This window comes from Bradyrhizobium liaoningense (genome assembly GCF_018130785.1).
In the GTDB taxonomy this organism is placed as follows: domain Bacteria; phylum Pseudomonadota; class Alphaproteobacteria; order Rhizobiales; family Xanthobacteraceae; genus Bradyrhizobium; species Bradyrhizobium liaoningense_A.
In genome coordinates this window covers 21,076-47,415 of record NZ_JAFCJT010000027.1, presented here as the reverse complement: position 1 = coordinate 47,415, position 26,340 = coordinate 21,076, and the positions used below count along the sequence as shown (strand labels likewise).

Below are 26,340 nucleotides of genomic sequence, written 5' to 3'. Positions count from 1 at the left end.
CCCATTGACGTCATCATCCGCCTTGTGCGCAAATTGCGCGCTGGAGCGGATGATCCAGTACGCGGTGACCTCTCGGTTTGACGGCGCTATCTCGGAGTACTGGATGCCCCGCCTTCGCGGGGTATGACCGCGGATGATGATCGCTCCCACACTCCCCCCTGAACTGAGAGCAGCCCTCGACGGCAAGCTCCAGGGCTTTTCGCGCACCGACGCAGCACAGCGGTCGCAGAAAATCTCGACCACCTACCGTGCCGGCGGCGGCTCCGGCACGATCAAGTCGGAAGCCGATGCGCTTGCCTATGCACTCGCGCGGATGCCGGCGACCTATGCGGCCGTTGCCGCAAGCCTGAATGCGCTGACCGAAATCGTACCTGAGTTCGCCCCGGAAACATTGCTCGATGTTGGTGCAGGTCCGGGCACCGCGAGCTGGGCCGCAGCGGAGGCGTTTCCGTCGCTGCAGGATTTTACACTGCTCGACGCCAACGCCACGCTGAGCCGGCTCGCGCTTGAGCTGGCGCGCGACAGCACGCGACTGGCGGAGTGCCGCTATCTGCCCGGCGATGCCGGCGGCAACCTCGCCGAGGTCTCGCAAGCCGATCTCGTCGTAGCCAGCTACATCATCGGCGAGCTCAGCGAGGCCGATCAGCGCAGGCTCACGGAGGCGATGTGGGCCAAAGCACGTCACGCCCTGGTCGTGATCGAGCCCGGCACGCCGGCGGGATACGCCCGCATCCTCGCGCTGCGTCAGCAATTGATCGCGCTAGGTGCCTACGTCGCCGCGCCCTGCCCGCATGAAAAGCCCTGCCCGCTCGCGGCGTCCGACTGGTGCCATTTCAACCAGCGCCTGCCGCGCTCCCAGGCGCACCGGCAGATCAAGGGCGCTGAGGTGCCGTTCGAGGACGAACGTTTTATTTACGTCGCCCTGACCCGAACAGCGCCAGCAACACGGGCCGCGCGCGTGCTGGCGCCGCCGGATGTCGGCAAGGCCGAGATAAGCGCAAAGCTCTGCACGGAAGAGAACCTCGCGATCATCAAGGTCCCGCGGCGCGACAAGGCCGCCTATGCAAACGCCCGGCGCTGGCGCTGGGGCGACGCGGTCATTGCCGAAAGTTAACTTCGTCGGGCGCTTTTGCCTTGAACTCGGATGGTTCCTCATTCGACCAAGTCTTACCTCCCTCTGCGCCGGGCTCTCATCCTGCGCCAATTTGGTCTAGGCTGCGCCCGCCTTCTTTCCCCTTCAGGAGTTCTCCATGTCGACCGGCTGGATCGTCCTCGGCGTCATCGTCGTCCTCGTGTTCCTGGCGTTCAGCGCCTACAACCGGCTGGTGGCGCTGGGCCAGCGCGTCGGCCAGGCCTTTGCCGATATCGACGTGCAGCTCAAGCAGCGCCACGACCTGATCCCGAACCTGGTCGAGACGGTGAAGGGCTATGCTTCGCATGAGCGCGGCACGCTCGACGACGTCATCAAGGCGCGCAACTCGGCGATGTCCGCGCAGGGACCGGCGCAGGTGTCCGCCGCCGAGAACCAGCTCTCCGGCGCGCTCGGCCGGCTGATCGCGCTGTCGGAGGCCTATCCGGACCTCAAGGCCAACGCCAATTTCCAGCAGCTCGCCAGCGAGCTCTCCGACCTCGAGAACAAGATTGCGGCGAGCCGCCGCTTCTTCAACAACGCGGTCCAGGAATACAACACCGGCATCCAGCAGATGCCCGCAGCCCTGTTCGCCGGCATGTTCGGCTTCACCAAGAAGGATTTCTTCGATCTCGGCGCCAGCCGCACCGAGGTCGAGGCGGCGCCGCAGGTGAAGTTCTGATTTGAGCCGATAGGCCGGCAGGGCATCGCGTCATGGCCGCGTATGGTCTCTACACGCACATCGCCTCGAACAAGTTTCGTTCGATGGTGCTGCTCGCCGGCCTGTTCGCGCTGGTTTACGTGCTGGTCTATGCCGGCGCGCTGGTCGCCGAAGTCGTCCTCAACGGCAATGAAACCGTCGCCTACTATCTGAGCCGCGCCTTCGCCGACCTGCTCAAAGCCGCTCCCTTCGCGACGATCGCGGCGGCCGTCTGGATCGTGATCGCCTATTTCTTCCACCAGTCGATGATCGACGCCGTGACCGGCGGCCATGACGTTACCCGGCAGGAGGAGCCGCGGCTCTACAATCTGCTCGAAAACCTCTGCATCTCGCGCGGCATCACCATGCCGAAGCTGAAGATCATGGAGAGCCCGGCGCTGAACGCATTCGCAACCGGCCTCAATCCGCGGCAATATTCGATCACCGTGACCACGGGTCTCCTCAATGCGCTGAACGACAAGGAGACCGAGGCGGTGCTGGGCCACGAGCTGACCCACATCAAGAACGGCGACGTGCAGCTCATGGTCGTCGCCGTCATCATTGCCGGCGTGGTCGGCTTCTTCGGCGAATTGTTCTTCCGCCTGTTCACGAATTTCAGCTGGAGCTCCGGCTCCGGCGGCTCGTGGTCGTCGGGCTCGTCCTCATCGTCGCGATCGTCCTCGTCGTCAAGCGACGGCAAGAGCTCCGGCGGAGGTGCGGTGATCGTGATCATCATCGCGGTCGTGCTGATCGTGGTGGCGTGGCTGGTGTCGCAGGTGGTGAAGCTCGCGCTGTCGCGTTCGCGCGAATATCTCGCCGACGCTGGCTCGGTCGAGCTGACGAAAGATCCAGACGCCATGATCTCGGCGCTGCGCAAGATCGAGAACCGCGGCGAGCTGCCGGGCGCCACCTCGGCGGTAATGGAGCTCTGCGTCGACAATCCGCGCGAGGGCTTTGCCGATTTGTTCGCGACCCATCCCTCGGTGCAGTCCCGGGTCGACGCGCTGGTCAAGTTCGCGGGCGGCCATGATCCCGGCCCGCTGCCACCGCCCGACGAGGCGAACGAGCCTGAGGCACAGGTGGAGCGGCAGGACGGCCCGTCGCCGTTGCGCCAGGGGCCCTGGGGGGATGCAAGCGGCCCGGCCAGTCCGCCGCCCGTGCCCGCCCCCTCCGGAACTGCAGCCGGCAACCCGATGGGTCCATGGGGCCGTCGTTAAGGGTGGGATTTTAAGCGACTTGCGAAGGGTTGCGTTGCGATTGGGAAAAACCTCGGAAATTGCCACAACCAGAGGCCGAGGATTTGAATTCTCCCTTGTTTCTGCCATGTTCGCGCCCAACAGCAGACTTGGGACATCCTTGGGACATCGATTTGGGGCCCGGCCGATTGCGACCTCGCAATCGGAGGGCGCGTTAGGGGACAGCAATGGCAAAGCCGGCAGTGGTTGTGGTGGGCGCGGACAAGGGCGGAGTGGGCAAGACCACGGTGTCCCGCACCTTGCTCGATTATTTTTCCGCCAACAACGTACCGACACGCGCCTTCGACACGGAGTCGCCGCGCGGAACCCTGAAGCGCTTCCACCCCGAGATCACCGAGATCGTCGACATGATGACGACGGCCGATCAGATGAAGATTTTCGACACGCTCAACGCGGCGAGCCCGTCGGTGACCGTGATCGACGTCCGCGCCGGCCTGCTCTCGCCGGCATTGGCTTCGCTCCGCGACATCGGCTTCCTCGACGCCGCGAAGGCCGGCCAGATCACCTTCGCGGTGTTCCATATCCTCGGCCCCTCGATCGCCTCGCTGGACGAGATCGCCGAGACCGCGGGCTTCATGGGCGGCGCAAAATATTTCCTGGTGAAGAACTTCATCAACGACACCCAGTTCTTCCAATGGGACCAGTCGACCTACAATTCCTATTTCCACCGCATCAAGGACGCGACCGAGCTGACCATCCCCAAGCTCAACGAAATGGCCTATGAACAGGTCGAGGTATCCTCCGTCCCGTTCCTGAAATTCGTCGCCAACAAGGGCATCAACGACGAGGCCGCGAACTATTCGTTCGTGCTGCGCGGCTATGTCCGGCACTGGCTGGCGAATGTCTGGAGCGAGTTCGACCGGATCCGGCTGACCGACATCGTCGGTTCGAAGCCCGCCACCCGCAGCAGCGAAAAATAGTTGCGGACCCCGGGCGGATACGGCTGGATTGAGCGACAAGTCCGCTCAGATAATAGTTCGCAATGTCCGCAACGCCCGTCTACATCATCTGCTCGCCCCGCCCGCAGGTCGGCAAGACCCTGCTGGCGCGGCTGTTGAGCGAGTTCCTGTTGCTCAAGAACGGCAACGTCACGGCCTTCGACGTCAATCTGAAGGAGCCGTCGCTGCTCGACTATCTGCCAAAGATCACCGAGACCGCCGACGTGATCGACACCTACGGCAAGATGCAGCTGATGGACCGCGTCATCGTCGACGACGGGCTTGCCAAGGTCATCGACCTCGGCTTCCACGCCTTCGACGAGTTCTTCAAGATGACCGACGAGATCGGCCTGCTCAAGGAGGCGGCACGCCGGCATGTCGCGCCGATGATCATGTTCCTCGCCGACACCGACCGCGTCTCGGCCCGCGCCCATGAGATGCTGCGCGATCAAATCCCGCGCGTGAACCTGATCACGGTCGACAACGAATACGTCGTCCGCGGCGAGTTGCCGGCGGCGATGGCCGGCGGCCGGTTGTTCCGCCTGCCCGCGCTGCCCGGCTTCCTGAAAACCTATATCGACCGGCTGAACTTCTCCTTCACCGGCTATCTGCGCCAGGAAAAGGACGCCTCCACCGAGCTGCACCAGTGGACCCGGCGGAACTACCTCGCCTTCCGCGAGCTCGAGCTCAGCCTGATCCTGCAGCGGTCCTGAGGCGATAATTTTTACCCGGACAATATTGACTGCGAGCCCGACCGGATCTATCGAGGCGGACATCGGTATCCCCCTCAGCAAGGTCCCACCCCCGTGAGCATCGACCGGAAGGCAGCCGTCGCCGCCTACAAGGAGCGGAAGACCATTGCGGGCATCTTCGTCGTCCGCTGCGCGGCCTCCGGCGAGGCCTGGGTCGGCCAGGCGCCGAACCTGGAGACCATCCAGAACCGCATCTGGTTCTCGCTGCGCCAGGGCAGCCACACCTGCCGCGCCCTCCAGGCCGCCTGGAACGCGCATGGCGAGGCGGGCCTGACGTTCGGCGAATGCGAGCGTCTGGAAGATGAGGAGACGGACTACGTCAGGAATGCGCTCTTGAAGGAGCGCATGCTGCATTGGCGGTCGGCATTGAAGGCCGAGGCGATCTGACGATCGCCGGGGCGCCGACGCGGCTCAGTGCCCCTCGAACGTCGTCAGCGTGCGCACCGGCACGTCCATGGCGCGCAGCTTGGCGGCACCGCCGAGATCGGGCAGATCGACGATGAAGCAGGCGGCGACCACATTGGCGCCGATCTGGCGCAGCAGCTTCACCGCACCTTCCGCAGTGCCGCCGGTGGCGATGAGATCGTCAACCAGGATCACCCGCTCGCCGGGGCGGATCGCGTCGACATGCATCTCCATCTCGTCGATGCCATATTCGAGAGAGTAAGCGATGCGCACGGTGGTGTGCGGCAGCTTGCCTTTCTTGCGGATCGGCACGAAGCCGGCGGAGAGCTGGTGCGCCACCGCGCCGCCGATGATGAAGCCGCGCGCTTCCATGCCGGCGACCTTGTCGATCTTGTTGCCGGCCCAGGGATTGACCAGCTCGTCGACCGCACGGCGGAACGCACGCGCATCCGCGAGCAAGGTCGTGATGTCGCGGAACATGATCCCAGGCTTGGGATAGTCGACGATGGTGCGGACGCTCGCCTTCAGATCGTGGTCAAAAGTCATTGGTGCCTCTCAATCAACGCGCGCATCCAGCCGGAACGCATTCTCGACAATCCGCAGGCCCGCCTCGCCGCTGAGCGACATCAGCGATTCCGGGTGGAACTGCACGCCGGCAACCGGCAGGGTCTTGTGCTCGAGCGCCATGGCGACGCCGTCCTCGGTGCTGGCGGTGACATCAAGCACCTCGGGCATGCTCTCGCGCTCGACATAGAGCGAGTGATAGCGGCCGATGACGATCTCGTTCGGCAGATTGCGCATCAGGCGCCCGCCGCGGACCTGCACCCGCGAGGGCCGGCCGTGGGCGGGGTGCGTGAGCTGACCGAGCTCGCCGCCGAAATATTCGCCGATCGCCTGCACGCCGAGGCAGACACCGAACACCGGCAGCTTTTTCTCGAGCGCCGCGTCGATGGTCTTCTTGATTGCGAAATCCTCAGGCCTGCCGGGGCCGGGCGACAGCACCAGCAAATCCCACCTCTTCTTTTTGAGCATGTCGAGCGCATGCACATGGCGGACCACGGTGACGTCGGCGCCGACCTGGCGGAAATAATCGGCCAGCATGTGCACAAAACTGTCGTCGTGATCGATCAGCAGCACCTGCTTGCCCGAACCGGTCGCATCTGGTGCGAAGGCCGACAGCGGCTTTGGCGGATCGCCGCGCAGCGCCTGGAACAGGGCTGCGGCCTTGACCTGGCACTCGCGATCTTCGGCCGCGGGGTCGGAGTCGAACAGGCAGGTGGCACCAACGCGCACCTCGGCGAGACCATCCTTCATGCGGATGGTGCGGATGGTGAGGCCGGTGTTGATGCTGCCGTCGAAATTCACCGCGCCGATCGCGCCGGCATACCAGCGCCGCGGCGAACGCTCGTGATCCTCGACGAACTGCATCGCCCAGAGTTTTGGCGCGCCGGTCACCGTCACCGCCCACGCATGGGTGAGGAAGGCATCGAGCGCGTCGAAGCCGGGACGCAGCATGCCCTCGACATGATCGACGGTGTGGAAGAGTTTTGAGTAGGTCTCGATCTGCCGCCGCGCCAGCACCTTGATCGTGCCGGGGACGCAGACGCGCGCCTTGTCGTTACGGTCGACGTCAGTGCACATGTTGAGCTCGAACTCGTCCTTCTCCGAGTTCAGGAGCTGGCGGATCTGCTCGGCGTCGCCGATCGCATCGGTGCCGCGCGCGATCGTGCCCGAGATCGGGCAGGTCTCGACGCGGCGTCCATCCGAGCGCACGAACATTTCCGGCGAGGCCGAGACGAGAAATTCACCCTCGCCGAGATTCATCAGCGCGCCATAGGGCGACGGGTTGATGACGCAGAGACGCTGGAACACTTCCGCCGGCGAGCGGTCGCAGGGCTCGGCAAAGAGTTGTCCGGGCACCGCCTCGAACAAATCGCCGCGCGCGAAAGCCGCGCGCGCGGTCTCGACGGTGGCCTGATATTCGCCGGGCGCGTGATCGGCAAAACCCTGCCGCGGCGTCTTGAGGTACGGGCTCTCGGCAGTCTCGCGCGGCAGGCCTTCGGTGGACTTGCCCTTCCACGCAAAATCGTAACTCAGCACCACGCCGCGGCCGGTGGCGCGGTCATAGGCGAGAAGGCGATCCGGCACATAGAGCACGATGTCGCGTTGGTCCTGTTCGCGCGCACGCTTCTGCACGAGGTCCTCGATCTGGAACACGAGGTCATAGGCGAAGGCGCCGAACAGGCCGAGCAGCCCGTCGTCATTGGCGGAGAAGGCGGCGACGAGATCGCGCACCAGCGACATCACGCTGGCGCGGCGCGTGCGTTGGTCTTCCTCGACCGGCGCATCGCCGCGGATGATGTGGCCTGACAGGCGCGAAGCGGTCTTCTCGGAGATCACGACGCAGGGCTCGCGCAGAACGTCGGCGAGGAAGGCAATCAGCACCTGCCCGCGCCCGTTCAGCGCTTCCAGCTTGAAATTGACGCCAGTGGTTTCGAGCTTGAGCGGCGGATCGGAGAAGCCGAGGTCAAAACTTTCGTAGCGGCCGGGCACGGTGGTGCCCGAGGACAGCACCACGCCGCGGCGGCGGTCGAGCAGGCTGATGAGATCGTCGAGCCGGTTGGCGCCGCCGGTAAACTGCTCCGCCACGCGCGTGATCGCGAGACCGCCGCGCGTCACATAGTCGCTTCGGGCCGGGAGGGCAAAGACTGTCCTGTTCATGTCGTCCTCTTACGAAACTTGCCGAGGAAACGCCACACAGGACAAACGATCAGGCCGCCGCACTGCGTGGCGACCTTCGACGATTTTGAGAATTGAAATCGCACCGGCCACCTCTTTAGGAGGTGCGCCACCAAAGACGGGCTGGGCGGACGGCGGTGCTCATGGGGCGGATACTCACCATGGCGCGGGGACGGCGTCAAGGGTGGCCCCGCGACCCGGAAATAGCGATTACCCCAGATGCCTCCGGAAAAACTCCGTCGCCCTTCCCCAGGCAAGTTCGGCGGCTTCGCGGTCGTGCACGGCCTGGCGCTGCTCGTTGACGAAGGCGTGCTCGGCGTCATAGCGGAACAGCTCGAGCGACTTGCCGGCGGCCTTCATGGCCTTTTCGAAGCCCGTGACCAGCTCGGGCGTGCACCAATCGTCCTTGTTGGCGAAATGGGCCTGGAGCGGGATTTTGACGTCGGCGGGCTTGGCCGCCTGCTCGGGCGGGATGCCGTAGAACACGACACCGGCGGCGAGCTCCGGCACATGCACCGAGCCGATGATCGTGACGGCGCCGCCGAGGCAGAAGCCGGTCAGGCCGACCTTGGCACCGTTGCGCGACAGATATTGCGTGGCGCCGCGCACGGTCTGCGTGGTGGCATCCATGAAGTCCAGCGAGTTCATCTCTTTGCCGGCGGCGTCCATGTCGTGATACGGCACCACCTTGCCCTTGTAGAGATCGGGCGCCAGCGCGTCGAAGCCGGCCAGCGCAAAGCGGTCGCACAGGCCCTTGATCTGATCCGACAGCCCCCACCATTCCTGGATCACGACCACGCCCGGCGCGTTGCCGCGCGCGGCATTGGCGAGATAGCCCGAGGCGTCCTTGCCGTCCGGGCGCTTGAAGGTGATCACGGTTCCCATGGTGTCCTCCGACGAGTTTCTGGGGAGCGGTTAGCGGTATTTTGGCCGCTGCGCGCGCGATAGGCAATCGCGCCAAACAACACACGCTCGTGTCCAATAAAAAAGCCCCCTCACGGGGGCTTCTCTGTTTTGTCTCGTATGCACCGCTCAGTGCGAGTCGGCCCAGACCTTCTTCTTGGTGAAGTACATCAGGAACGCGAAGATGATCAGGAACACGAACACCTGGAAGCCGAGGCGCTTGCGCGCTTCCATGTGCGGCTCGGCGGCCCACATCAGGAACGTGGTGACGTCCTTGGAATATTGCGCGACCGTGGTCGGCGAGCCGTCGTCATAGGTCACCTGGCCGTCGCTGAGCGGCTTCGGCATCTTGATGGCGTGGCCCGGGAAGTACTTGTTGTAGTAGGAGCCTTCCGGGATGGTCACGCCCTCAGGCACCTTCTCCTCAAACCCCTGCAGCACGGCCGCCACGTAGTCCGGGCCCTGCTCCTGATACTGGGTGAAGAAGTCGAAGATGAACCAGGGGAAGCCGCGGCCGTAGGAGCGTGCCTTTGTGATCAGCGACAGGTCGGGCGGCGCCGCGCCGCCGTTCGCCGCACGAGCGGCCTGCTCGTTCGGGAATGGCGAGGGGAAATAGTCCGCCGGCCGGCCCGGGCGCTCGAACATGTCACCCGCATCGTTCGGACCGTCCTTGATCTTGTAGTCGGAGGCAAACGCCGCCGCCTGCGCCACCGAGTAGCCGGGTCCGCCGGCTTCCGCGAGGTTGCGGAAGGCGATGAAGGACAGGCCGTGGCAGCTCGAGCAGACCTCCTTGTAGACCTTCAGCCCGCGCTGGAGCGCGCCGCGATCGTACTTACCGAAAGGGCCGGCGAACGACCATTTGTTGCCCGGCGGCTTGTCGTTGCCTTCGGAGGCACGTGCGTCCTGCATGTTGCCGAGGAACAGCGCACCAGCGGCAACGAGCGCCACGGCGACGGAGGCCACCGCTTTGCTGCTCTTGGCGAGGATCGCCTCCGAGATCGAGTTCGGAACCGGCCGCGGCGTCTCGATGCGCGAGAGCAGCGGCAGCACGATCAGGAAGTAGGCGAAGTAGCAGAACGTCAGGACCCGGCCGGCGATCACGTAGATGCCTTCCGGCGGCTGGGCGCCGAGATAGCCGAGCAGGATGCAGACCGCGACGAAGATCCAGAAGAACTGCTTGGCCAGCGGCCGGTACTTCGACGACCTCGTCTTCGCGGCATCGAGCCAGGGCAGGAAGCACAGGATGATGATCGCCGAGAACATCCCGATGACGCCTGCGAGCTTGTTCGGGATCGAACGCAGGATCGCGTAGAACGGCAGGTAATACCATTCCGGCACGATGTGCGGCGGCGTCACGCCCGGATTCGCCGGAATGTAGTTGTCGGCGTCACCGAGATAGTTCGGCATGTAGAAGATGAACCAGGCGTAGAGCAGCAGGAAGCAGGCGACGCCGAACCCGTCCTTGATGGTCGCGTGCGGCGTGAACGGCACCGTGTCCTTTTCCGTCTTCGGCTCGACGCCGTCAGGATTGTTCTGGCCGGCGACGTGCAGCGCCCAGACGTGGAGCACGACGACGCCCGCGATCAGGAACGGCAGCAGATAATGCAGCGAGAAGAAGCGGTTCAGCGTCGGATTGCCGACCGAATAGCCGCCCCACAGAAGCGTCACGATGCTCTCGCCGACATAGGGAATGGCGGAGAACAGGTTGGTGATGACGGTGGCGCCCCAGAAGCTCATCTGGCCCCACGGCAGCACGTAGCCCATGAAGCCCGTCGCCATCATTAGGAGGTAGATGATGACGCCGAGGATCCAGAGCACCTCGCGCGGCTCCTTGTAGGAGCCGTAATAGAGGCCGCGCAGCATGTGGACGTAGACCGCGAAGAAGAACATCGACGCGCCGCAGGCATGCATGTTGCGCAGCAGCCAGCCGAAGTTCACGTCACGGACGATCAGCTCGACCGACTTGAAGGCGAGATCGGCATGCGGCGTGTAGTGCATCGCCAGGACCACGCCGGTCAGGATCTGCATCCCCAGCATGAAGGAGAGGATGGCGCCGAAGGTCCACCAGTAGTTCAGGTTGCGCGGGGTGGGATAGACGACGAAGGAGGAATGGACGAGACCGATGATCGGCAGACGTCGCTCGATCCATTGCAGTGCCGGATTGCTCGGCTGGTAGTCGGATGGTCCGCTCATGATGCGATCCTGAGGAAATAGTACGACGAGACGGCGCGAAGCTTCGGACGAAGGCCCGAAGCTCAGCCGATCTGGATTTTGGTGTCGGAAACGAACTGGTACGGCGGCACCGGCAGGTTCGCGGGCGCGGGCCCCTGGCGGATGCGGCCGGACGAATCGTACTGCGAACCATGGCAGGGGCAGAAGAACCCGTCGTAATTGCCCTCATGAGCGATCGGGATGCAGCCGAGATGGGTGCAGATGCCGATCACGACCAGCCACTGCTCATGGCCGGGCTTGACCCGGGCCTCGTCGGACTGCGGATCGGGCAGGCTCGCCACGTTGACGGCGCGCGCCTCTTCGATCTGTTTCTTGGTGCGGTGGCTGATGTAGATCGGCTTGCCGCGCCAGAACACCTTGATGTCCTGTCCCTCGGCGACCGGGCTGAGATCGACCTCGATCGGCGCACCGGCGGCGATGGTCGACGCATCAGGATTCATTTGAGAGATGAAGGGCCAGAGCGCGGCTGCGCCCCCTACTGCTGCAGCTGCCCCCGTTGCAACGAATAAGAAATCACGGCGTGTCGGATGGTCCGCCGAAGACGCTGTCGTCACGATTCCAACCCTTTCTTCTTATGCTGCCGACGGAACCGCTCCAGGAGCCCCCAAGGTCCCCAGAGCAGTGTGCCGGCGCCCGCGGCCCCCCGCGGCGGCAGAACTTGGCTTGTCTTCGCCAAAACAAGGCGAAAAACAGCAGTCCAGAATCGTTCTATTGGCACCCTTGCCGGGCGAGCGCAAGCCCGCTAACGGCGTGGGAGCGTGCAATGCACGAATTCCGCGGCCAGCGATGTTTTATTGAGACATTTCCGGCCCGCACCGACCCCGATACAGCCCTTGCACAGCCCATGCAGATCGCGCTCTTCCAACCCGACATCGCTCAGAACACCGGCACGATTCTCAGGCTCTGCGCCTGCCTGGGCATGGCCGCCCATATCATCGAGCCGGCGGGATTCCCATTCTCCGACCGCTTGTTCCGCCGGGCGGGAATGGATTACCTCGACCATGTCAGCGTGACCCGCCACGACTCCTGGTCGAAATTCGAGGAATGGCGCGCGGTACAGGGCTCCCGCCTGCTGCTGTTCACCACCAAAGGGGCCACCGACTACCGCGATTTCCGTTACCAGACGCCGGACATCCTGCTATTCGGACGCGAGAGCGCCGGTGTCACCGATGCGGTGGTCGAGGCTGCGGATGCGCGGCTGGTGATCCCGATCACGGCGGGGCTGCGGTCGCTCAATGTCGCCATGACTGCGGCGATGGCCGCAGGCGAGGCGCTGCGGCAGCTCCGGAACCCCGCAGGCCCATCAGATTGAGGAGAGAAGCTTGAGTTACGCGGTCAAGGAAATCTTCCTGACCCTGCAAGGCGAAGGCGCCCATGCCGGGCGCGCGTCCGTGTTCTGCCGCTTTGCGGGCTGCAACCTCTGGAGCGGCCGCGAGGCCGACCGGGTGGATGCGACCTGCAAATTCTGCGACACGGATTTCGTCGGGACCGACGGCACGCTCGGGGGCCGCTATGCCTCCGCCGTGGAACTCGCCGACACCATCGCCGCACAATGGACCGCATCATCCGACAACCGCTACGTCGTGCTCACCGGCGGCGAGCCGCTGCTCCAGGTCGACGGCGCCCTGATCGACGCGCTCCATGCGAGAGGCTTCGAGATTGGCGTCGAGACCAACGGGACGATTGCCGCGCCCGCCGGGCTCGACTGGATCTGCGTCAGCCCCAAGGGCGGCAGCGAGCTCGTGCAGCGCCGCGGCCACGAACTGAAGCTGGTCTATCCGCAGGCCCTCGCCGCGCCAGAGGCCTTCGAGGATCTCGCCTTCGAGCGCTTCTCGCTCCAGCCGATGGACGGACCGGAAGTCGCCCAGAACACCGTGCGCGCGATCGACTATTGCCTGCGTCATCCGCAATGGCGGCTGAGCGTGCAGACGCATAAGTCGCTCGGCATCAGATAGGATTGGTTTTCGAACAGATGTGGGAATTGACGAAATCGTTCCGCTTCGAGGCGGCGCATTCACTGTCGGGAACGACGTTTGGCGCGGCGAGCGAAGAGATCCACGGCCACTCCTTCCGCGCCGAGGTGACGTTGCGCGGCACGCCGGACCCTGCGACCGGCATGGTGGTCGATCTCGGCCTCGTCCAGCGCGCCATCGAGGACGTCCGGCTGACGCTGGACCACAAATACCTCAACAAGATCGAGGCGCTGGGCACACCGACGCTGGAAAACCTCTCGCGCTTCGTCTGGGAGCGGCTACAGCATATCGGCAAGCTCACCCGCGTCAGCATCCACCGCGACAGTTGCAACGAGAGCTGCACCTATTACGGTCCGCAGGGCTGATCAAATGACATCCACATTGGACCCGAGCACGATCGAAGATCGCAAGACCCGCGCCCGCGCCTGGTTCGAGCGCTTGCGCGACGACATCTGCGCGAGCTTCGAGCGGCTGGAGGATGACGCGCCGCAAAGCCTTTATCCGGGCGAAGCCGGCCGCTTCAAACGCACGCCCTGGCAGCGCACCGATCATACCGGCGCGCCCGGCGGCGGCGGCGTGATGTCGATGATGTCCGGCCGCCTGTTCGAGAAGGTCGGCGTGCACTGCTCGACGGTCCACGGCGAATTCGCGCCCGAGTTTCGCGCACAGATCCCGGGCGCAGCAGACGACCCCAGGTTCTGGGCCTCCGGCATCTCGCTGATCGCGCATATTCGCAATCCGCACGTGCCCGCCGTGCACATGAACACGCGCTTCGTCGTCACCACAAAGGCATGGTTCGGCGGCGGCGCCGATCTCACGCCGGTGCTCAACCGCCGGCGCACGCAGGACGATGCCGACACGCTCGCCTTCCACGCCGCGATGAAAGAGGCCTGCACACAGCCGAACGGCGTCGCCGACTACGACAAGTACAAGAAATGGTGCGACGAGTATTTCTACCTGCCACACCGCAAAGAGGCGCGCGGCATCGGTGGCATCTTCTACGACTGGCACGACAGCGGCGACTGGGACGCCGACCTCGCCTTCACCCGGGATGTCGGCCGCGCCTTCCTGAAGATCTACCCTGACATCGTCCGGCGCAATTTCGCGAGCGCCTGGACCGCTGATGATCGCGAGGAGCAATTGATCCGGCGTGGCCGCTATGTCGAGTTCAACCTGCTCTACGACCGCGGCACCATCTTCGGGCTCAAGACCGGCGGCAATGTGGACTCGATCCTGTCGTCGCTGCCGCCGGAGGTGAAATGGCCATGACCGCGATGAAGCCCGCATCAAAGCCGCTGCCGCGCGCCATGCTGATCGACATGGACGACACCATCCTCTCGGCCTATGGCCGGCCCGAGATCGCCTGGAACACGATCGCGAACGAGTTTGCCGAGGAGCTCGCGCCGCTGCCGCCGCCGCAGGTCGCGACCGCGGTGCTCGCCTATGCGCGGCAGTTCTGGTCGACTGCGGAAGCCGCGTGGCGGATGAAGCTTGGCGAGGCACGGCGGCTCACGGTGCGAGGCGGCTTCGCCGCGCTCGCCGCAGACGGCCACCGCGCCCTCTCCGACGATCTCGCCAATCGCCTCGCCGACCGCTTCACCACCTATCGCGAGGAAGCGATCTTCGTTTTTCCGGGCGCGCATGATGCGATCGACGCGTTCAAGGCGCACGGCGTCAAGCTCGCGCTGGTCACCAACGGCGCCGCCGACATGCAGCGCGCCAAGGTCGAGCGCTTCGAGCTGACCCATCGCTTCGATCACATCCAGATCGAGGGCGAGCACGGTTTCGGCAAGCCCGAGGAGCGCGCCTATCTGCACGCGATGGACGCCCTCGGCGTCACCGCAGACGACACCTGGATGATCGGCGACAATCTGGAATGGGAAGTCGTGACGCCGCAACGCCTCGGCATCTATTCGATCTGGATCGACGTGCATGGCGACGGCCTGCCCGAGGGATCGACCGTCAAGCCGGATCGCATCATCCGCTCGCTGACCGAGCTCGTGCCGGGGCCGGTCTGACTAAAACAGCGAAAACAACCCCATGCACAGTAGCCGGCCGCTGCAAATTCAAGGACTTACGGATTTTACGAAAAGCCTTTGACCCGTCGGGCAAAACACGGGCATGATGCCATCATAGCAACGCTTGCGATGGAAAGGCCGCCTGATAAGCGGCCTCTCGACATTCGAGCGTTCCGCGCACGAGACCGCGCAGCGAACGGGCGCCGTTGCCCTCCGGCAACCATCCGCCCCACCGTCACACTGAGCTGATTGATCTCGGAGCCGTGCAAATCCGCCTGGACGTATGAAAGCTCAACCTGCTTTTAAACTGTAGAGTTGAATGGGCTCTTTGCGACCTCGAAGCAGATGCTTGCCTTCACTAGTGAAGGCTTCGGCAACGTCGAAACTGCCCTCGGCGAGAAGAGATTTCATGAATTCACCAGTGACAAGCACCGTCGCATCAAGAACCCGGCAGTAAGATTCGACACGGCTCGCGATGTTCACAGTGTCGCCCACCACGGTGAATTCAAGCCGTTTGTCGGTGCCAACATCGCCCTGTATAACCTCGCCGCAATGGATACCGACGGCAATGCGAATGGCCTTATCAGGGTCGTTGGCATGTTGCTCGTTCCAACGGCCAAGACGCTCACGTATCTGCAATGCGCAAAGCGCTGCGTTTGTTGCATCTTGCCGGCCGGGAATTGGCGGGCCGAACACGGCCATGAGGCCGTCCCCAAGGAACTTGTCTATCGAGCCCTCGCACAAAAAGACGGCCTCGCTGAGTAAGCCCAGCAAATCGCGCAGGAGCCCAATGATTTCGTCGGGTGGTTTGCCAGATGCATGGGTAGTAAATCCGACGACGTCGGCGAATAGCACCGCTGCTTTCTGACGGCGCGCCACAGAAAGGGGCACGTCGATCTGAACAAGCTGTTCAACGATTTTTGGAGAGAAGAAACGCGCTAAATTTGTGCGCTCTCGTTTGACGTCTGCAAGGCGCTCATTTGCCGAACGGTTTCTAATCACCAAGACCACAGTAATCGTAATCGATACGAAGCTTACCAAAGACCTCAACGGCGCGGCGCCCTCCACCGTGCATCCGTGTGCAAGCACGTAACTGAGCGCGGTCAACGTCGCGCAACATATCCCAGTCAGAATGATTCCGCGGCGTTGAAGATCGTACGCGCCAATCAAGACGACGACCACGTACAAAGAGGCTACAGCAAATTGAAGAGAGGACAGCGTGTCGACAAGGAAGATGCACGCTGCCAGCACAATGGCAGGACCGAGAGAGTGGGGGCGCGGCGAATAGAACATATGTGCAGCTTTACAAGCTCGTTTGCGAGTGAGTTGAAAAAGTCGCCGATCACATGGTTCGCGAGGTCACCGCGCTACATCAACATTCCAATGGCAGCTTCCATTCGTTGTCTCCGATCCCTTCAACGCATGACCGCCAAGATCGGAATCTAGGCGGCTGGACCCAAGGTGTCGTGAGGCGATCACGCCCAATCACTCGGTCTAACGCGCACCGTCTGGCGCGCCGAGCAGCGGCGCTGACACGACCTCAGGGGCGTGATTGGCGCGACGCAGCTCCGCTGCTCGCCCAATCAACTGCTCTTCGGAGTTGTGGGCATCCACAACCACACCGACTCCGAATCCACGCCCACGGCGGCTCAGCTGCGCCAGGGCGCGTTGCGGATCAGAGCGCACGCGCCTGGCAGATGAAATGCGGGGTCGTGTTGCTGGATATAATCGAAATTGACGGTGCCTAACGTCGTCAGAGGTTTCTTCAAGGCAGAGCAAGTCTGAACCTGGATAAAATCACTCTTGAAATTGTCACCCCGGGGAAAGGCGGCAAGGACTTCGTCGCGTTGTTCAGGCGTGTATTCATCATATCCGACTCCGATGACATCAACCAGGACACCGGCATTGGTGAGGGCGATCTCGGGCCGCATGTATTGGGGAATGCCCGGCGTGGTATGGAGGGCGATGGCTTCCCAGACCAGATCCGCTTTCGGGTCGGGAATGCCATGACTGCGAAGGAATTCGCGCGCTGCGTCGGCGCCATCAACTTCAAACCGCTTTGAATCGGTATGATAAGCGTCGACAAGGCCCAAGTCGTGAAACAGCGCTGAGACATAGAGCAGTTCGGAGTCGAACTTCAGATTCTGGCGAATGCCCTTCATCGCACCAAACACAAAAACGCGAACCGAGTGGTTGAACAACAGCTCGGATTCGTGTTGCCGTACCAGTTCGGCGGCCTCGCGCGCGATCTTGCTGTCGGGAATCTTGATGTCGGACAAATTGCCAGTCATTGTCTAACTCCTGTCTTCGTGTGTGATCTGTTCTGCCTGTAGTGATCGGGCTGATGCATCGCGATCGCACCGACCACTGTCGTTAGCGCTCCGTCTGTCTGCGGCCGGGTTTCGTGGTCGACCAGCAGGGAGCCGCAGCACCGCCTGGCCCAACGCCTGCTCGACCCGCCGGCGCGGTCAGCCTGCCGCCGCGTGCAGCGCCACCGATCGATATGCAGGGAAGTCCGTGTAACCCACCTCGCCGCGTCGGGTGTAATAGGTTGACCGGTCCGCTACGGCCAACTGCCAGCCGTGCTTGAGACGCTCAACCAGGTCCGGGTTTGCGATATACGGTCTGCCGAAGGCGATCAGGTCGACCAACCCGGTGTCGAGCGAAGCCTGGGCGCGCTCGCGGTCATTGAAGCCGCCGCACCAGATGAAGGCGCCAGGAAATGCCGCCCGAGCCTTGGCGAGCAGAGCATGGTCGAGGTACCGAGGTTTGAACTCCGCCATCTCCATGTTTGCGTCGGGCATCAGCTCATAGAGCAGATGGATGTATGCCACTCCGCGGCGCCCAAGTTGCTCGGCAAGGTACAGAAAGGTGTCCTCGACAAGAGGGTCAGTCGGCATGGAGCCGTACTTGCCGAACGGAGACAGGCGAACGCCAACGCGCCCCGGACCGAATTCAGCCACCACCGCATCGACGACTTCCATCAGGAGGCGCGTACGATCTTCCATTCTGCGCCCGCCGTAGCGGTCGGTGCGCGTATTGAGCACCGAGTTCATGAACTGCTCGAACAGATAGCCGTTGGCCGCATGCAGTTCGACACCATCGAACCCGACCTTCCGTGCATTGGCGGCGGCTTTGGCGAAAGTGCCCACCATGGCCAACACCTCCTCGGTGCTGAGAGGCCTCGGTGTTTCCGTAGGCATATAACCCAACCGGCCGTCCGGGCCGTGGGCAAACACCGAAGAGCCCTCGGCCCGTTGCTCGGTCGCGCCCACCGGGGCCTGGCCGTTCGGCAGAATCGAGGAATGCGCCATCCTGCCGACGTGCCACAACTGCAGGAAGATCGTGCCGTCATGCCGGTGGACCTCATCGGTCACCAGACGCCAGCCCTGCATTTGAGCTTTCGAGTGGATTCCGGGTGTCCGCGCGTAACCATGGCCGGATTGATCCACGTCAGCGGCCTCGGTAATGATCAGGCCGGCACTGGCCCGCTGCCCGTAATAGGTCGCCATCAGCGCATTCGGGAGGTCACCGTCGGTCGGGAAGTCGCCCTCGGACGTTCGCGTGCGGGTCATGGGTGGCATGACGATGCGGTTCCTCAGCGGAACAGTGCCGCCGAGCAGTTGAGATTCGAACAAGTCGGTCATAGATCGTCCTTCCAGCAGATTTCTGCCGAAGGTTATTCTTCGGTGGTCATTTCCATCTACACACCCTTTGGTCAGTGGCGGATGAAGATCATCAAGAGACTACCGGGCTTGCCGGTCGAGCGCGCGCTGGGCGTCTTTTCGGGACGCTGGAAGGCGGTCATCCTCGATGTGCTGCTGGATGGCCCGCAACGCACCTGCGAGCTGGAGATGCGCATAGTCGGCATCTCGCAGAAGGTGTTGCTAGAGCAACTGCGAGCGCTCGAAGAACATGGAATGGTGAGCCGACAGTCCAGCGCCGGGCATCGTCAGGGGATCGAATACCTGCTCACCCCGCTCGGCGAAAGCCTGCGGCCCGTGTTGGATTCGCTTCGCGCGTGGGGCGCCCATCATGCCAAGGAGCTCGATGAGGTCGATCGGCTTGTGCCATGCGATGCTGTCGTTCGAGGTCGTACGACCTGACGCTTGATGGGTCGCTGTCCGAGAGTTCAGGCGCATTCCTCAATACATGAGACGAAGCCCTGCGTGGCAGCGCTTGACTGAAATAAAGAACCCGCCAACCAAGGCGGCCTCTTTGTTATCGCGCGGTAGCTCCGCTATTGCAGTCCCAGGCCAGCGGACCATCGTTTGAGGCGCCCGCCCGCGGCGGGCCCTCAGGATGAGGTCGCGCTTTGCGGGGCGCGAGATATCAGACCCTCATGGTGAGGAGGCCGCCAACGCGGGCGTCTCGAACCATGCAGGCCAGGCACGTTCGGAGCCTCCTGCTGCCCGTCCGTTTTCCGCGTGTCATGACGGCTTGCTAGTCTCTCCCTGATCAACCCGAAAGGACCAATTTCATGGAATTGAAAGCCGGCGATGTCGTGATGCTGAAATCCGGCGGCCAGCCGCTGACGGTTGCGGAAGTGAAGGCGGACGACGTGCTCTGCCTCTGGATGGGCTTGGAGGGCGATCTGTTCCGCGAGACGCTGCCGCTGGCCACGCTCGTGCAAGTGGAGGAAGACCCGGACGAGGAAGAGGACGACGAAGACGAGAATGACGACGAGGACGAAGACGAGGACGAGTAAGCGCGTCTCGGACTGCATCCTGGCCGGCCGTTTCGCTCCGGCGCTTCAGATGTCCGCTTCCCTGCCAATCACGGCGCAATAGCGGACATCGACGGTTGGATATCGCGGAAGGGCCAGCACGGCGTCGCGCTTCCCCACACCTCGACCAGGCGGTCCGGTGGAACGATCGTCTTTGTGCAAGGTTGCCAGTCCACACAAGAAGACGGCAAATCGATAGAGAGGCCGGAGCGATGGCTTTTCATATCAGCCTTGTTGGCCGAAATGATCTCAGCGGCGAAATCTATCGACAGATCCGGCAGGCCATCCTGGATGGACGCCTTCGGCCCGGAGAGCGGCTGTCACCAACGCGAGAACTGGCCGCCGCGCTCGCGGTTTCACGATCCACGGTGACCGTCGCGTATGAAAGCCTCCTCGCGGAAGGATTTGCAAGATCCCATACCGGCGCCGGGACATTCGTCAATCATCAGTTCGGGACCAAACGTCCGGCGTCGAAATCAAGGCGATCGGCAGCAGCTCGTTCAATTCGGGTGCGCGCAGTTTGGGAGACGATAGCGCTTCCGGCGCCCGCTTTCCGCGCGGCGCGCTTCGACTTCGACGCCGGCCATCCGGATGCTTCGCTGTTTCCGCACCGAGCCTGGCGGCGGGTCGTCGCCAGCGCACTGCGCTCGCGCGAGAGGGCGGATGGCGTTTACGAAGCGCCCGCGGGCAATTGGGACCTTCGCGTGGCGATCGCGCGCCATATCGGAGTTTCACGAAGCGTCACCGGCGCGCCCGCCGACGTCATCGTGACCAACGGCACTCAACAGGCTCTCGATATCATTGCCCGCGTCCTTGTCGAGCCCGGCGATATCGTCGCGGTGGAGAAACCGGGTTATGTGCCGGCGAAGGACCTGTTCAGGGCACTGGGCGCGCGCATCATCGGCGTGCCGGTCGACAGTGAAGGTCTGGTCGTCGAGGCGCTGCCGGCCGAGGCCAGGGTGGTGTATGTGACGCCCTCGCACCAATTCCCCCTCGGCATGGCCATGAGCCTGTCGCGTCGACATGCGCTGCTTGCCTGGGCCGAGCGCAACAACGCGGTCATCGTCGAGGACGATTACGACAGCGAATTTCGCTTCGGCGGACGTCCGCTCGAGCCGCTTCAGACGCTGGATGCGACCGGGCGCGTCGTATATGTCGGCACGTTCTCGAAGACGTTGCTGCCGGCGCTACGGCTGGCCTTCATGGTCGTGCCGCCGTCGCTGCGAGAGGCGGCGTACAAAGCGAAGTTCGTAACCGACTGGCATACTGCGACAACAGCGCAGGACGCGCTGGCGCAATTCATCGACGAGGGCGCGTTTGCGCGCCACATTCGCAGGGTCAGCCGCATCTATAGCGAACGGCACGAGATGCTGACCGCGGAGATCAAGAGGAACTTCGGCGACTACCTTGATCTCGTTCCATCGAGCACCGGGCTGCATGTCGCCGCCTATGCGCGAAGAGGATCGCTCGACGATATCGACGCGATCGCATCACGAGCCCTCGCCCTCGGCGTCGCCATTCGATCGTTCCCGCTGGAAGGAAAGCCTCAAGCCGGCATCATGCTGGGATATGGGGGAATCGAAACGACGCGGATCGCTGAAGGTATGAAGCGGCTGCGTCGATGCTTCGACGAACATATGGCCCGACGTCGAAAGGCGGCGTGACCGATGGCACCGACGGTGACGGCGCGGAGTGTTCCCCCAGATACGCCGCCCATGCCGCCCGAATTGGACTGCTCGATCATCCGCAGATTGGACCTTCCGTATTCCCGCATCGCTTCTAGTCTTCGCCTCAGGTCCTGAGCCGCAAATCAACAGATGGTCCTGCGGTGCGTTGCGGCGGACCACGGCTCTGCACGGCTTCGCGTCAGATAGTCCTCGCGAGCCTTGGCACGGCCGCGCCGCTTGAGAGCGGCGAATTGACCGTCACAACCTGAGGAGAGCACCATGCCCAACCATCAGCACGCTGCTGCGCAAAGGACGACACTTGCCCACCGGCCCGGCGCGGGCGGGACAACGCTGCGCGCAGCCGGTCCGCCAATCGTCACCACACAGGAGATGCCTTCGGCGGTCCCGCTCATGGCCCTTTCGACCGGCTTCTGGGCATTCAAGACCCTGGCTGCAGCACACGAGGAGGACTTGTTCACTCACCTTGCGGACGGTGCCGACACCACGATTGCGGAGCTGGCGGAGGCACTCGGCCTGCATCCGCGCCCGGCCGAGATGCTGTTGACCGGCTGCGCTGCGCTCGGGCTTCTGGAGAAGAGGGACGGTCGCTATCGCAATACGCCCCTGAGCGAAGCCTTTCTCGTGCGCGGGAAGCCGTATTACTTCGGTGGCTTCGTGGAAATGGCCGACAAGCGGCTCTACGCGGGCTGGGGCAGACTCGCCGAGGCCCTGCACACGAACCGGCCAACCACGTGGGACCCGACAGCGCAGTCTTCGATGTTCGAGGGTGAAGATCCTACGATGCTGGCGACCTTCTGGGAGGCGATGCATTCGCTCTCCGCGATGACCGCCCGCAGGCTCGGCGAAGCCGTGGATCTCTGTCATTTCCACCGCCTGCTGGACATCGGCGGCGGATCGGGCGCGTACGACATCGAGCTTTGCAAAATGTATGGGGAGTTGCGCGCGACCGTATTCGATCTGCCGCATGTGGCCGCGATCGCCGCGGGAAAAATCGCCGAGGCCGGCCTGGCCGAACGTATCGAGACCGCCGTCGGCAGCTTCTTCGAACAGATTCCCGGTGGTCACGACCTGCATCTCCTGTCGATGATCCTGCATGACTGGGAGGAAGCGAAGAACCGCGCGCTGCTGCGCCGGTCCTTCGAGGCTTTGCCGAGCGGCGGCGCAATCGTCATCAGCGAGCTTCTCGTCAACGACGAAAAGACCGGGCCGGCGCCGGCCGCCCTGATGAGCCTCAACATGCTGATCGAGACTGAGGGGCGAAACTACGCGTCGGCCGAATATTCAGCCTGGCTCAAGGAAGCCGGCTTCCGCAACATCGAGACGGTCTGGTTCGACGCCCCCGCCGCCAACGGCGCGGTGATCGGCCGCAAACCATAGGGAAGCTGATCATGTTGCGGATTTCAGCTCGTCTCGCATTCGCGACCGCGTCAATCATCGCGTTTCCGATCGCGGCCGCGGGCGACGATTCACAGATCGCACGCGGCAAATATCTCGTTACGATTGGCGGCTGCAACGACTGCCACACGCCGGGCTATTTCCTCGGGAAGCCGGACATGTCTCGCTTTCTCGGCGGCTCGGATGTGGGCTTCGAGATTCCTGGTCAGGGTGTTTTTGTGGGTTCAAACATCACACCCGACAAGAAAACCGGCATCGGAGGTTGGACCCGAGAGCAGATCGTGAAGGCGATACAGGCCGGTGAGCGGCCGGACGGTCGCATCCTGGCGCCGATCATGCCATGGCACGCCTTTGCGGCACTCACAGCGGATGACGCCACGGCAATCGCGGTCTTTCTCCAGAGTTTGAAGCCGGTCAGCAACCAGACCCCGGGTCCATTCAAACCCGGGGAGAAGGTTTCAACTTTCGTGTTCAGGATCATGCCGCCGGGGGGAACCGCGCCGGCTGCGGCGAAGTAGTCTGTGACGTTGAGGTCATCGAGGGATTGCTACTGACGAGCGGACAACGTCGGAATTGCTTCGATCATTGCCGCGCAGGAACGCACACCACAGGAAGCCTCGAACGTCAATCCAGCGGAACGTTCAGACTGGTCCCTTTGGTGATAATGCCGCCACGGTTGCCGATCTCGATCGAACCATAACGCTGCTTGAAGCAATTGGGCAGCGGCCGGTCGCCTTCCATGCTGAGCCAAAGGCGCAACAAATGACGCTTCTGGCCTGCGTTGGGCCAATCGCGGAATCCGGTCCGATCATGCAGCAAAGCATGATTGTAAACGAACTGCATGTCACCCGGCTGAAGCCGCATGCCAAAATGCAGCGCGGGATCATTTGCGAGCGCGTCGAAGAGATCGAGCGCCTCGACGTGAGCTGGCGTCAATCTTGGCGCATCGGGAAAGCGCTGCGCACTGTCGATATACTGGCGCTGATAGAACCCGGTTAAAAACCCCGCATGCCAATTCAGCACAGGGATTTCAAGATATGGCTTTTCGTTCTCCGGCACCTCGCCGCGCCGGTCTGTCGCGATTGGATCGAACAGGAGGGCGGCAAGATCGGGACGTCTGTCGAACATCTCGTTGTAGATGGCCGACGTACTGACGAGGAGAGAATCGCCTCCCTCCATGGCCTCGCGAATGCATAATAGTCCAACCACGTCGGACGAATCCGTGTGGAATGTTTGCCGCTCCGACGTTTGATAAATGCGGGTGTTCGGATCCCTCGCATCGGCGCCTATGTCCCGGACGTGACCAAGAATATGACCCGCCGCATTTTGGGACCGCGCCGATCCGAGATGCGCACCCACCCCGCAAAATATCGTAGCGGCAAACTCCTGGCTATAATTTGCCACCGGCAAACCGCGTATGACTTCGAAGCCCAGGCCAACCAGAAGCTTTGCCTTGAGCTCTTCCAGGTGCGCGCCGAAGCGGGGAAGCGGAAAGCTTTCCTTCGTGATGTCGGCGATTTTCTTGCTTCTGCCGAGATATGATTGGGCTGCGTTCTCGAGCTCCGCGATCTCGCTGGCAGCAAGCGATATCAACCATCGATCAGGATTGACCTTCATCTCGGCGCCCAGCCAGGCCGATGGGATATCGATCTTCCCCGGAGGGCGATCTATCCCGCTGGGCGCTGAGAGCACGTTCATATTGTTGACTCCTGAGAAAATTGGTCGTCAGAAAGAGCGTCGGATCATCGACGATATTGTGCCGACCGCTTGTTTGCAACTTGGCTGGGCCAAATGCACGGATCAAGCAAGAGACCGCCCGAAGGCGGTCTCGCACTCGGGAAAGGCGTTCCGTCAAATATCAACCTGGATGGCAATGTTGGAGCGTACCCAATCGGATTGCCCAGCCTTTAGCCGCTTGGCTTGGAATTCCGCGAAAGCTGGATCGGCACCCAGTGACGCCAAGGTGCGCCCATAAGCTTCTACACTATCGAAGCGAGCGACGAAGGCGTAGTTCCCGACTTCGCCACCGATCACCGACCAATAGCTGACATCGGCGCCGTGTTTCCTCCAAAGTATTGCGCCGTCCTTTGCGAGCTGCAAGACGGTCGCGAGATCGCTACCGGGTCTTGGATGCGAAACGAACTGCATAACAACTTCAGGCATATTCCCCTCCAATGAAAAATGATGGCGCCAAATAACCCGGTTGGTCATTTAGCCCGAGCAGAATTCCAGACCGTGCAGCCTCAAGCTTGATCTGGATCAATTTCATTTTTGCAGCCTGGCGGCAGTCTGCTCGTTCGTGCGCTGAATTGCGGCATTGCATGGAGATCGCCCATGATGGAGCAGCGCAATCGAGTTGTTCAAGTCAGCCGCTTCGGTGATCCCGAGAGACTGGAGGTCGTCGACGCTCGCCCGCCGACCGCCGGCCCGGGCGAGGTGCGCGTTCGCGTGCTCGCATCGAGCCTCAACTACACCGAGGTGTTGATCAGGCGCCATCTATACCCGCAAACGATGCGGCTCCGGCCGCCGTTCGTCATGGGCTACGACGTGGTGGGGGCGATCGATCAGCTCGGCGAAGGCGTGCACGACTTTCAGATCGGCGACCGCGTGGCCGACATGACGGTGGTCGGGTCAAACGCCGAGTATCGCACGCTTCGTGCGAACGACGTGGCCCGTGTGCCGGTGGGCGTAGACGCGGCCGAGGCGGCCACGCTGATCTTGAGCTGGACGACCGCGCACCAGCTTCTGCACCGTGTGGCCCAGGTCCAGCCAGGCCAACGAGTGCTCGTGCACGGAGCCGCCGGCGCAGTCGGCCAGGCGCTGCTCGTGCTCGGGAGGCTGGCCGGCCTCGAACTGTGGGGCACGGTGCGCGGCGAGCACATGGCGCTCGTCCGAGACCTGGGGGCAATCCCGATCGACTACAAGCATGAGGACTTCACGCGGGTACTGCCGGGCGGGTTCGACGTCGTCGTCGACGGCGTTGGCGAAGACGGCTATCGCCGCTCATACGCGGCGCTCAAGCCAGGTGGCCTGCTCTGTGCCATCGGGTTCTCGGCGAGCGTGCAGGCACAGCGTCGAATGCTCCCTATCGTGATGGAGATCGCACGCCTCTACCTGTGGAGATTGTTGCCCGACGGCAAGCGAGCCCGCTTTTACTCGGTAAATGCCATGCGGGCTCGCCATCCCACCTGGTTCAAGGAGGATTTGGAGGAACTGTTCGGGCTTCTGGCAGAAGGTGCCATCCGGCCGCGCATCGCCGAGCGGATCTCCTTCGACGAGGTCGCCGATGCTCACCGCCGCCTCGAGGCTGGCGGTCTCGAGGGCAAGCTCGTGCTGTGCCCGGATCCCTCCTCGCGACGCAGCCAGCGCGCCGCCTGACCGGCGCGACGGCACGATCCACCCGCGTCTCCGCTCATGAGCCGCGAAGGAAGGTCGCAACGCGCAAGGTGGATTATAGCCCGTGTGTTTCCGCCACGGGTCAGGAGC

27 protein-coding genes are annotated in these 26,340 nt (G+C 63.1%); 17 read left to right on the top strand and 10 right to left on the bottom strand.

Features of this window, described 5'->3' with window-relative positions:
* Positions 1-133 precede the first annotated feature (133 nt).
* From JQ627_RS33385 to JQ627_RS33360, 6 genes are all read left to right on the top strand, one after another.
* A complete protein-coding gene (locus tag JQ627_RS33385; RefSeq protein ID WP_212488604.1) occupies positions 134-1,114 on the top strand; it encodes a small ribosomal subunit Rsm22 family protein in 981 nt (326 codons plus the stop codon).
* Positions 1,115-1,250: 136 nt separating this feature from the next.
* Entirely contained in the window at positions 1,251-1,811 is a 561-nt protein-coding gene (locus JQ627_RS33380) for a LemA family protein (RefSeq protein ID WP_028158227.1), read from the top strand.
* Between the two features lie 32 nt (positions 1,812-1,843).
* Positions 1,844-3,046 carry a M48 family metallopeptidase gene (locus JQ627_RS33375; RefSeq protein WP_212488603.1) on the top strand — a complete coding sequence of 401 codons (1,203 nt, stop codon included), beginning with the start codon at positions 1,844-1,846 and terminating at the stop codon, positions 3,044-3,046.
* Positions 3,047-3,252: 206 nt separating this feature from the next.
* On the top strand, positions 3,253-4,005 hold the full coding sequence (locus JQ627_RS33370) for a hypothetical protein (RefSeq protein WP_039146506.1): 753 nt from the start codon (positions 3,253-3,255) through the stop codon (positions 4,003-4,005).
* Positions 4,006-4,067: 62 nt separating this feature from the next.
* Entirely contained in the window at positions 4,068-4,736 is a 669-nt protein-coding gene (locus tag JQ627_RS33365) for a hypothetical protein (RefSeq protein ID WP_212488602.1), read from the top strand.
* A gap of 93 nt (positions 4,737-4,829) precedes the next feature.
* On the top strand, positions 4,830-5,162 hold the full coding sequence (locus JQ627_RS33360; RefSeq protein ID WP_212488601.1) for a GIY-YIG nuclease family protein: 333 nt from the start codon (positions 4,830-4,832) through the stop codon (positions 5,160-5,162).
* A 24-nt stretch (positions 5,163-5,186) separates the two neighbouring features.
* On the opposite strand, the gene JQ627_RS33355 is transcribed toward JQ627_RS33360, so the two are convergent.
* The 5 genes from JQ627_RS33355 to petA form a co-directional block, all read right to left on the bottom strand.
* Positions 5,187-5,726: an adenine phosphoribosyltransferase gene (locus tag JQ627_RS33355; RefSeq protein WP_212488600.1), complete on the bottom strand. Its 540-nt coding sequence runs from the start codon at positions 5,724-5,726 to the stop codon at positions 5,187-5,189.
* 9 nt (positions 5,727-5,735) lie between these two features.
* Positions 5,736-7,901, bottom strand: a complete 2,166-nt coding sequence (locus JQ627_RS33350) for an anthranilate synthase component I (protein WP_212488599.1) — start codon at positions 7,899-7,901, stop codon at positions 5,736-5,738.
* 228 nt (positions 7,902-8,129) lie between these two features.
* Entirely contained in the window at positions 8,130-8,804 is a 675-nt protein-coding gene (locus JQ627_RS33345) for a dienelactone hydrolase family protein (RefSeq protein ID WP_212488598.1), read from the bottom strand.
* A gap of 147 nt (positions 8,805-8,951) precedes the next feature.
* Positions 8,952-11,015 carry a cytochrome b/c1 gene (gene fbcH / locus JQ627_RS33340; RefSeq protein WP_212488597.1) on the bottom strand — a complete coding sequence of 688 codons (2,064 nt, stop codon included), beginning with the start codon at positions 11,013-11,015 and terminating at the stop codon, positions 8,952-8,954.
* Positions 11,016-11,077: 62 nt separating this feature from the next.
* A complete protein-coding gene (gene petA, locus JQ627_RS33335; protein ID WP_212488596.1) occupies positions 11,078-11,608 on the bottom strand; it encodes a ubiquinol-cytochrome c reductase iron-sulfur subunit in 531 nt (176 codons plus the stop codon).
* A 290-nt stretch (positions 11,609-11,898) separates the two neighbouring features.
* Here petA and JQ627_RS33330 point away from each other — a divergent pair, with 290 nt between their 5' ends.
* From JQ627_RS33330 to JQ627_RS33310, 5 genes are read left to right on the top strand one after another with little or no spacing between them, the layout of a single operon-like run.
* Complete coding sequence (locus JQ627_RS33330) at positions 11,899-12,366, top strand: tRNA (cytidine(34)-2'-O)-methyltransferase (protein WP_212488642.1); 468 nt, start codon at positions 11,899-11,901, stop codon at positions 12,364-12,366.
* A 10-nt stretch (positions 12,367-12,376) separates the two neighbouring features.
* Positions 12,377-13,009, top strand: a complete 633-nt coding sequence (gene queE, locus JQ627_RS33325) for a 7-carboxy-7-deazaguanine synthase (protein ID WP_212488595.1) — start codon at positions 12,377-12,379, stop codon at positions 13,007-13,009.
* Positions 13,010-13,026: 17 nt separating this feature from the next.
* Positions 13,027-13,392, top strand: a complete 366-nt coding sequence (locus tag JQ627_RS33320) for a 6-carboxytetrahydropterin synthase (protein WP_028153666.1) — start codon at positions 13,027-13,029, stop codon at positions 13,390-13,392.
* Positions 13,393-13,396: 4 nt separating this feature from the next.
* Positions 13,397-14,296 (top strand): oxygen-dependent coproporphyrinogen oxidase, encoded by a 900-nt coding sequence (gene hemF, locus JQ627_RS33315; RefSeq protein ID WP_212488594.1) that lies wholly within the window; start codon positions 13,397-13,399, stop codon positions 14,294-14,296.
* On the top strand, positions 14,287-15,045 hold the full coding sequence (locus JQ627_RS33310; RefSeq protein ID WP_212488593.1) for an HAD family hydrolase: 759 nt from the start codon (positions 14,287-14,289) through the stop codon (positions 15,043-15,045). The genes hemF and JQ627_RS33310 overlap by 10 nt, the downstream gene beginning before the upstream one ends.
* A gap of 291 nt (positions 15,046-15,336) precedes the next feature.
* On the opposite strand, the gene JQ627_RS33305 is transcribed toward JQ627_RS33310, so the two are convergent.
* The 3 genes from JQ627_RS33305 to JQ627_RS33295 form a co-directional block, all read right to left on the bottom strand.
* Positions 15,337-16,338 (bottom strand): adenylate/guanylate cyclase domain-containing protein, encoded by a 1,002-nt coding sequence (locus JQ627_RS33305; protein ID WP_212488592.1) that lies wholly within the window; start codon positions 16,336-16,338, stop codon positions 15,337-15,339.
* A gap of 356 nt (positions 16,339-16,694) precedes the next feature.
* Positions 16,695-17,336, bottom strand: coding sequence for an HD domain-containing protein (locus JQ627_RS33300; protein ID WP_212488591.1), 642 nt, complete (start codon positions 17,334-17,336; stop codon positions 16,695-16,697).
* Between the two features lie 177 nt (positions 17,337-17,513).
* The gene (locus tag JQ627_RS33295) at positions 17,514-18,692 is read right to left on the bottom strand and encodes an alkene reductase (protein WP_212488590.1); all 1,179 of its coding nucleotides are present in this window, start codon (positions 18,690-18,692) and stop codon (positions 17,514-17,516) included.
* A gap of 81 nt (positions 18,693-18,773) precedes the next feature.
* Between JQ627_RS33295 and JQ627_RS33290 the strand changes: the two genes are divergently transcribed.
* The 5 genes from JQ627_RS33290 to JQ627_RS33270 all read left to right on the top strand — a co-directional run bounded on the left by JQ627_RS33290 (position 18,774) and on the right by JQ627_RS33270 (position 23,372).
* The gene (locus JQ627_RS33290) at positions 18,774-19,151 is read left to right on the top strand and encodes a helix-turn-helix domain-containing protein (protein WP_212488641.1); all 378 of its coding nucleotides are present in this window, start codon (positions 18,774-18,776) and stop codon (positions 19,149-19,151) included.
* A gap of 374 nt (positions 19,152-19,525) precedes the next feature.
* Positions 19,526-19,753: a YodC family protein gene (locus JQ627_RS33285; protein WP_212488589.1), complete on the top strand. Its 228-nt coding sequence runs from the start codon at positions 19,526-19,528 to the stop codon at positions 19,751-19,753.
* A gap of 230 nt (positions 19,754-19,983) precedes the next feature.
* Positions 19,984-21,435, top strand: a complete 1,452-nt coding sequence (locus tag JQ627_RS33280; protein WP_212488588.1) for a PLP-dependent aminotransferase family protein — start codon at positions 19,984-19,986, stop codon at positions 21,433-21,435.
* A 282-nt stretch (positions 21,436-21,717) separates the two neighbouring features.
* Complete coding sequence (locus JQ627_RS33275) at positions 21,718-22,836, top strand: acetylserotonin O-methyltransferase (RefSeq protein WP_249143609.1); 1,119 nt, start codon at positions 21,718-21,720, stop codon at positions 22,834-22,836.
* Between the two features lie 11 nt (positions 22,837-22,847).
* Positions 22,848-23,372 (top strand): cytochrome c, encoded by a 525-nt coding sequence (locus tag JQ627_RS33270; protein WP_212488587.1) that lies wholly within the window; start codon positions 22,848-22,850, stop codon positions 23,370-23,372.
* Positions 23,373-23,478: 106 nt separating this feature from the next.
* On the opposite strand, the gene JQ627_RS33265 is transcribed toward JQ627_RS33270, so the two are convergent.
* Both JQ627_RS33265 and JQ627_RS33260 read right to left on the bottom strand, forming a co-directional pair.
* Positions 23,479-24,552: a TauD/TfdA family dioxygenase gene (locus JQ627_RS33265; RefSeq protein ID WP_212488586.1), complete on the bottom strand. Its 1,074-nt coding sequence runs from the start codon at positions 24,550-24,552 to the stop codon at positions 23,479-23,481.
* A gap of 153 nt (positions 24,553-24,705) precedes the next feature.
* Positions 24,706-25,017 carry a hypothetical protein gene (locus JQ627_RS33260; RefSeq protein ID WP_249143608.1) on the bottom strand — a complete coding sequence of 104 codons (312 nt, stop codon included), beginning with the start codon at positions 25,015-25,017 and terminating at the stop codon, positions 24,706-24,708.
* Positions 25,018-25,188: 171 nt separating this feature from the next.
* Here JQ627_RS33260 and JQ627_RS33255 point away from each other — a divergent pair, with 171 nt between their 5' ends.
* Positions 25,189-26,232: a medium chain dehydrogenase/reductase family protein gene (locus JQ627_RS33255; protein ID WP_212488584.1), complete on the top strand. Its 1,044-nt coding sequence runs from the start codon at positions 25,189-25,191 to the stop codon at positions 26,230-26,232.
* Positions 26,233-26,340 lie beyond the last annotated feature (108 nt).

Coding starts and splice junctions, on each gene's coding strand:
- JQ627_RS33385 (WP_212488604.1), top strand. CDS start 134: ATGATGATCGCTCCCACACTCCCCCCTGAACTGAGAGCAGCCCTCGAC.
- JQ627_RS33380 (WP_028158227.1), top strand. CDS start 1,251: ATGTCGACCGGCTGGATCGTCCTCGGCGTCATCGTCGTCCTCGTGTTC.
- JQ627_RS33375 (WP_212488603.1), top strand. CDS start 1,844: ATGGCCGCGTATGGTCTCTACACGCACATCGCCTCGAACAAGTTTCGT.
- JQ627_RS33370 (WP_039146506.1), top strand. CDS start 3,253: ATGGCAAAGCCGGCAGTGGTTGTGGTGGGCGCGGACAAGGGCGGAGTG.
- JQ627_RS33365 (WP_212488602.1), top strand. CDS start 4,068: ATGTCCGCAACGCCCGTCTACATCATCTGCTCGCCCCGCCCGCAGGTC.
- JQ627_RS33355 (WP_212488600.1), bottom strand. CDS start 5,726: ATGACTTTTGACCACGATCTGAAGGCGAGCGTCCGCACCATCGTCGAC.
- JQ627_RS33350 (WP_212488599.1), bottom strand. CDS start 7,901: ATGAACAGGACAGTCTTTGCCCTCCCGGCCCGAAGCGACTATGTGACG.
- JQ627_RS33345 (WP_212488598.1), bottom strand. CDS start 8,804: ATGGGAACCGTGATCACCTTCAAGCGCCCGGACGGCAAGGACGCCTCG.
- fbcH (WP_212488597.1), bottom strand. CDS start 11,015: ATGAGCGGACCATCCGACTACCAGCCGAGCAATCCGGCACTGCAATGG.
- JQ627_RS33330 (WP_212488642.1), top strand. CDS start 11,899: ATGCAGATCGCGCTCTTCCAACCCGACATCGCTCAGAACACCGGCACG.
- JQ627_RS33320 (WP_028153666.1), top strand. CDS start 13,027: ATGTGGGAATTGACGAAATCGTTCCGCTTCGAGGCGGCGCATTCACTG.
- hemF (WP_212488594.1), top strand. CDS start 13,397: ATGACATCCACATTGGACCCGAGCACGATCGAAGATCGCAAGACCCGC.
- JQ627_RS33310 (WP_212488593.1), top strand. CDS start 14,287: ATGGCCATGACCGCGATGAAGCCCGCATCAAAGCCGCTGCCGCGCGCC.
- JQ627_RS33305 (WP_212488592.1), bottom strand. CDS start 16,338: ATGTTCTATTCGCCGCGCCCCCACTCTCTCGGTCCTGCCATTGTGCTG.
- JQ627_RS33300 (WP_212488591.1), bottom strand. CDS start 17,336: ATGACTGGCAATTTGTCCGACATCAAGATTCCCGACAGCAAGATCGCG.
- JQ627_RS33295 (WP_212488590.1), bottom strand. CDS start 18,692: ATGACCGACTTGTTCGAATCTCAACTGCTCGGCGGCACTGTTCCGCTG.
- JQ627_RS33290 (WP_212488641.1), top strand. CDS start 18,774: ATGAAGATCATCAAGAGACTACCGGGCTTGCCGGTCGAGCGCGCGCTG.
- JQ627_RS33285 (WP_212488589.1), top strand. CDS start 19,526: ATGGAATTGAAAGCCGGCGATGTCGTGATGCTGAAATCCGGCGGCCAG.
- JQ627_RS33280 (WP_212488588.1), top strand. CDS start 19,984: ATGGCTTTTCATATCAGCCTTGTTGGCCGAAATGATCTCAGCGGCGAA.
- JQ627_RS33275 (WP_249143609.1), top strand. CDS start 21,718: ATGCCCAACCATCAGCACGCTGCTGCGCAAAGGACGACACTTGCCCAC.
- JQ627_RS33270 (WP_212488587.1), top strand. CDS start 22,848: ATGTTGCGGATTTCAGCTCGTCTCGCATTCGCGACCGCGTCAATCATC.
- JQ627_RS33265 (WP_212488586.1), bottom strand. CDS start 24,552: ATGAACGTGCTCTCAGCGCCCAGCGGGATAGATCGCCCTCCGGGGAAG.
- JQ627_RS33260 (WP_249143608.1), bottom strand. CDS start 25,017: ATGCCTGAAGTTGTTATGCAGTTCGTTTCGCATCCAAGACCCGGTAGC.
- JQ627_RS33255 (WP_212488584.1), top strand. CDS start 25,189: ATGATGGAGCAGCGCAATCGAGTTGTTCAAGTCAGCCGCTTCGGTGAT.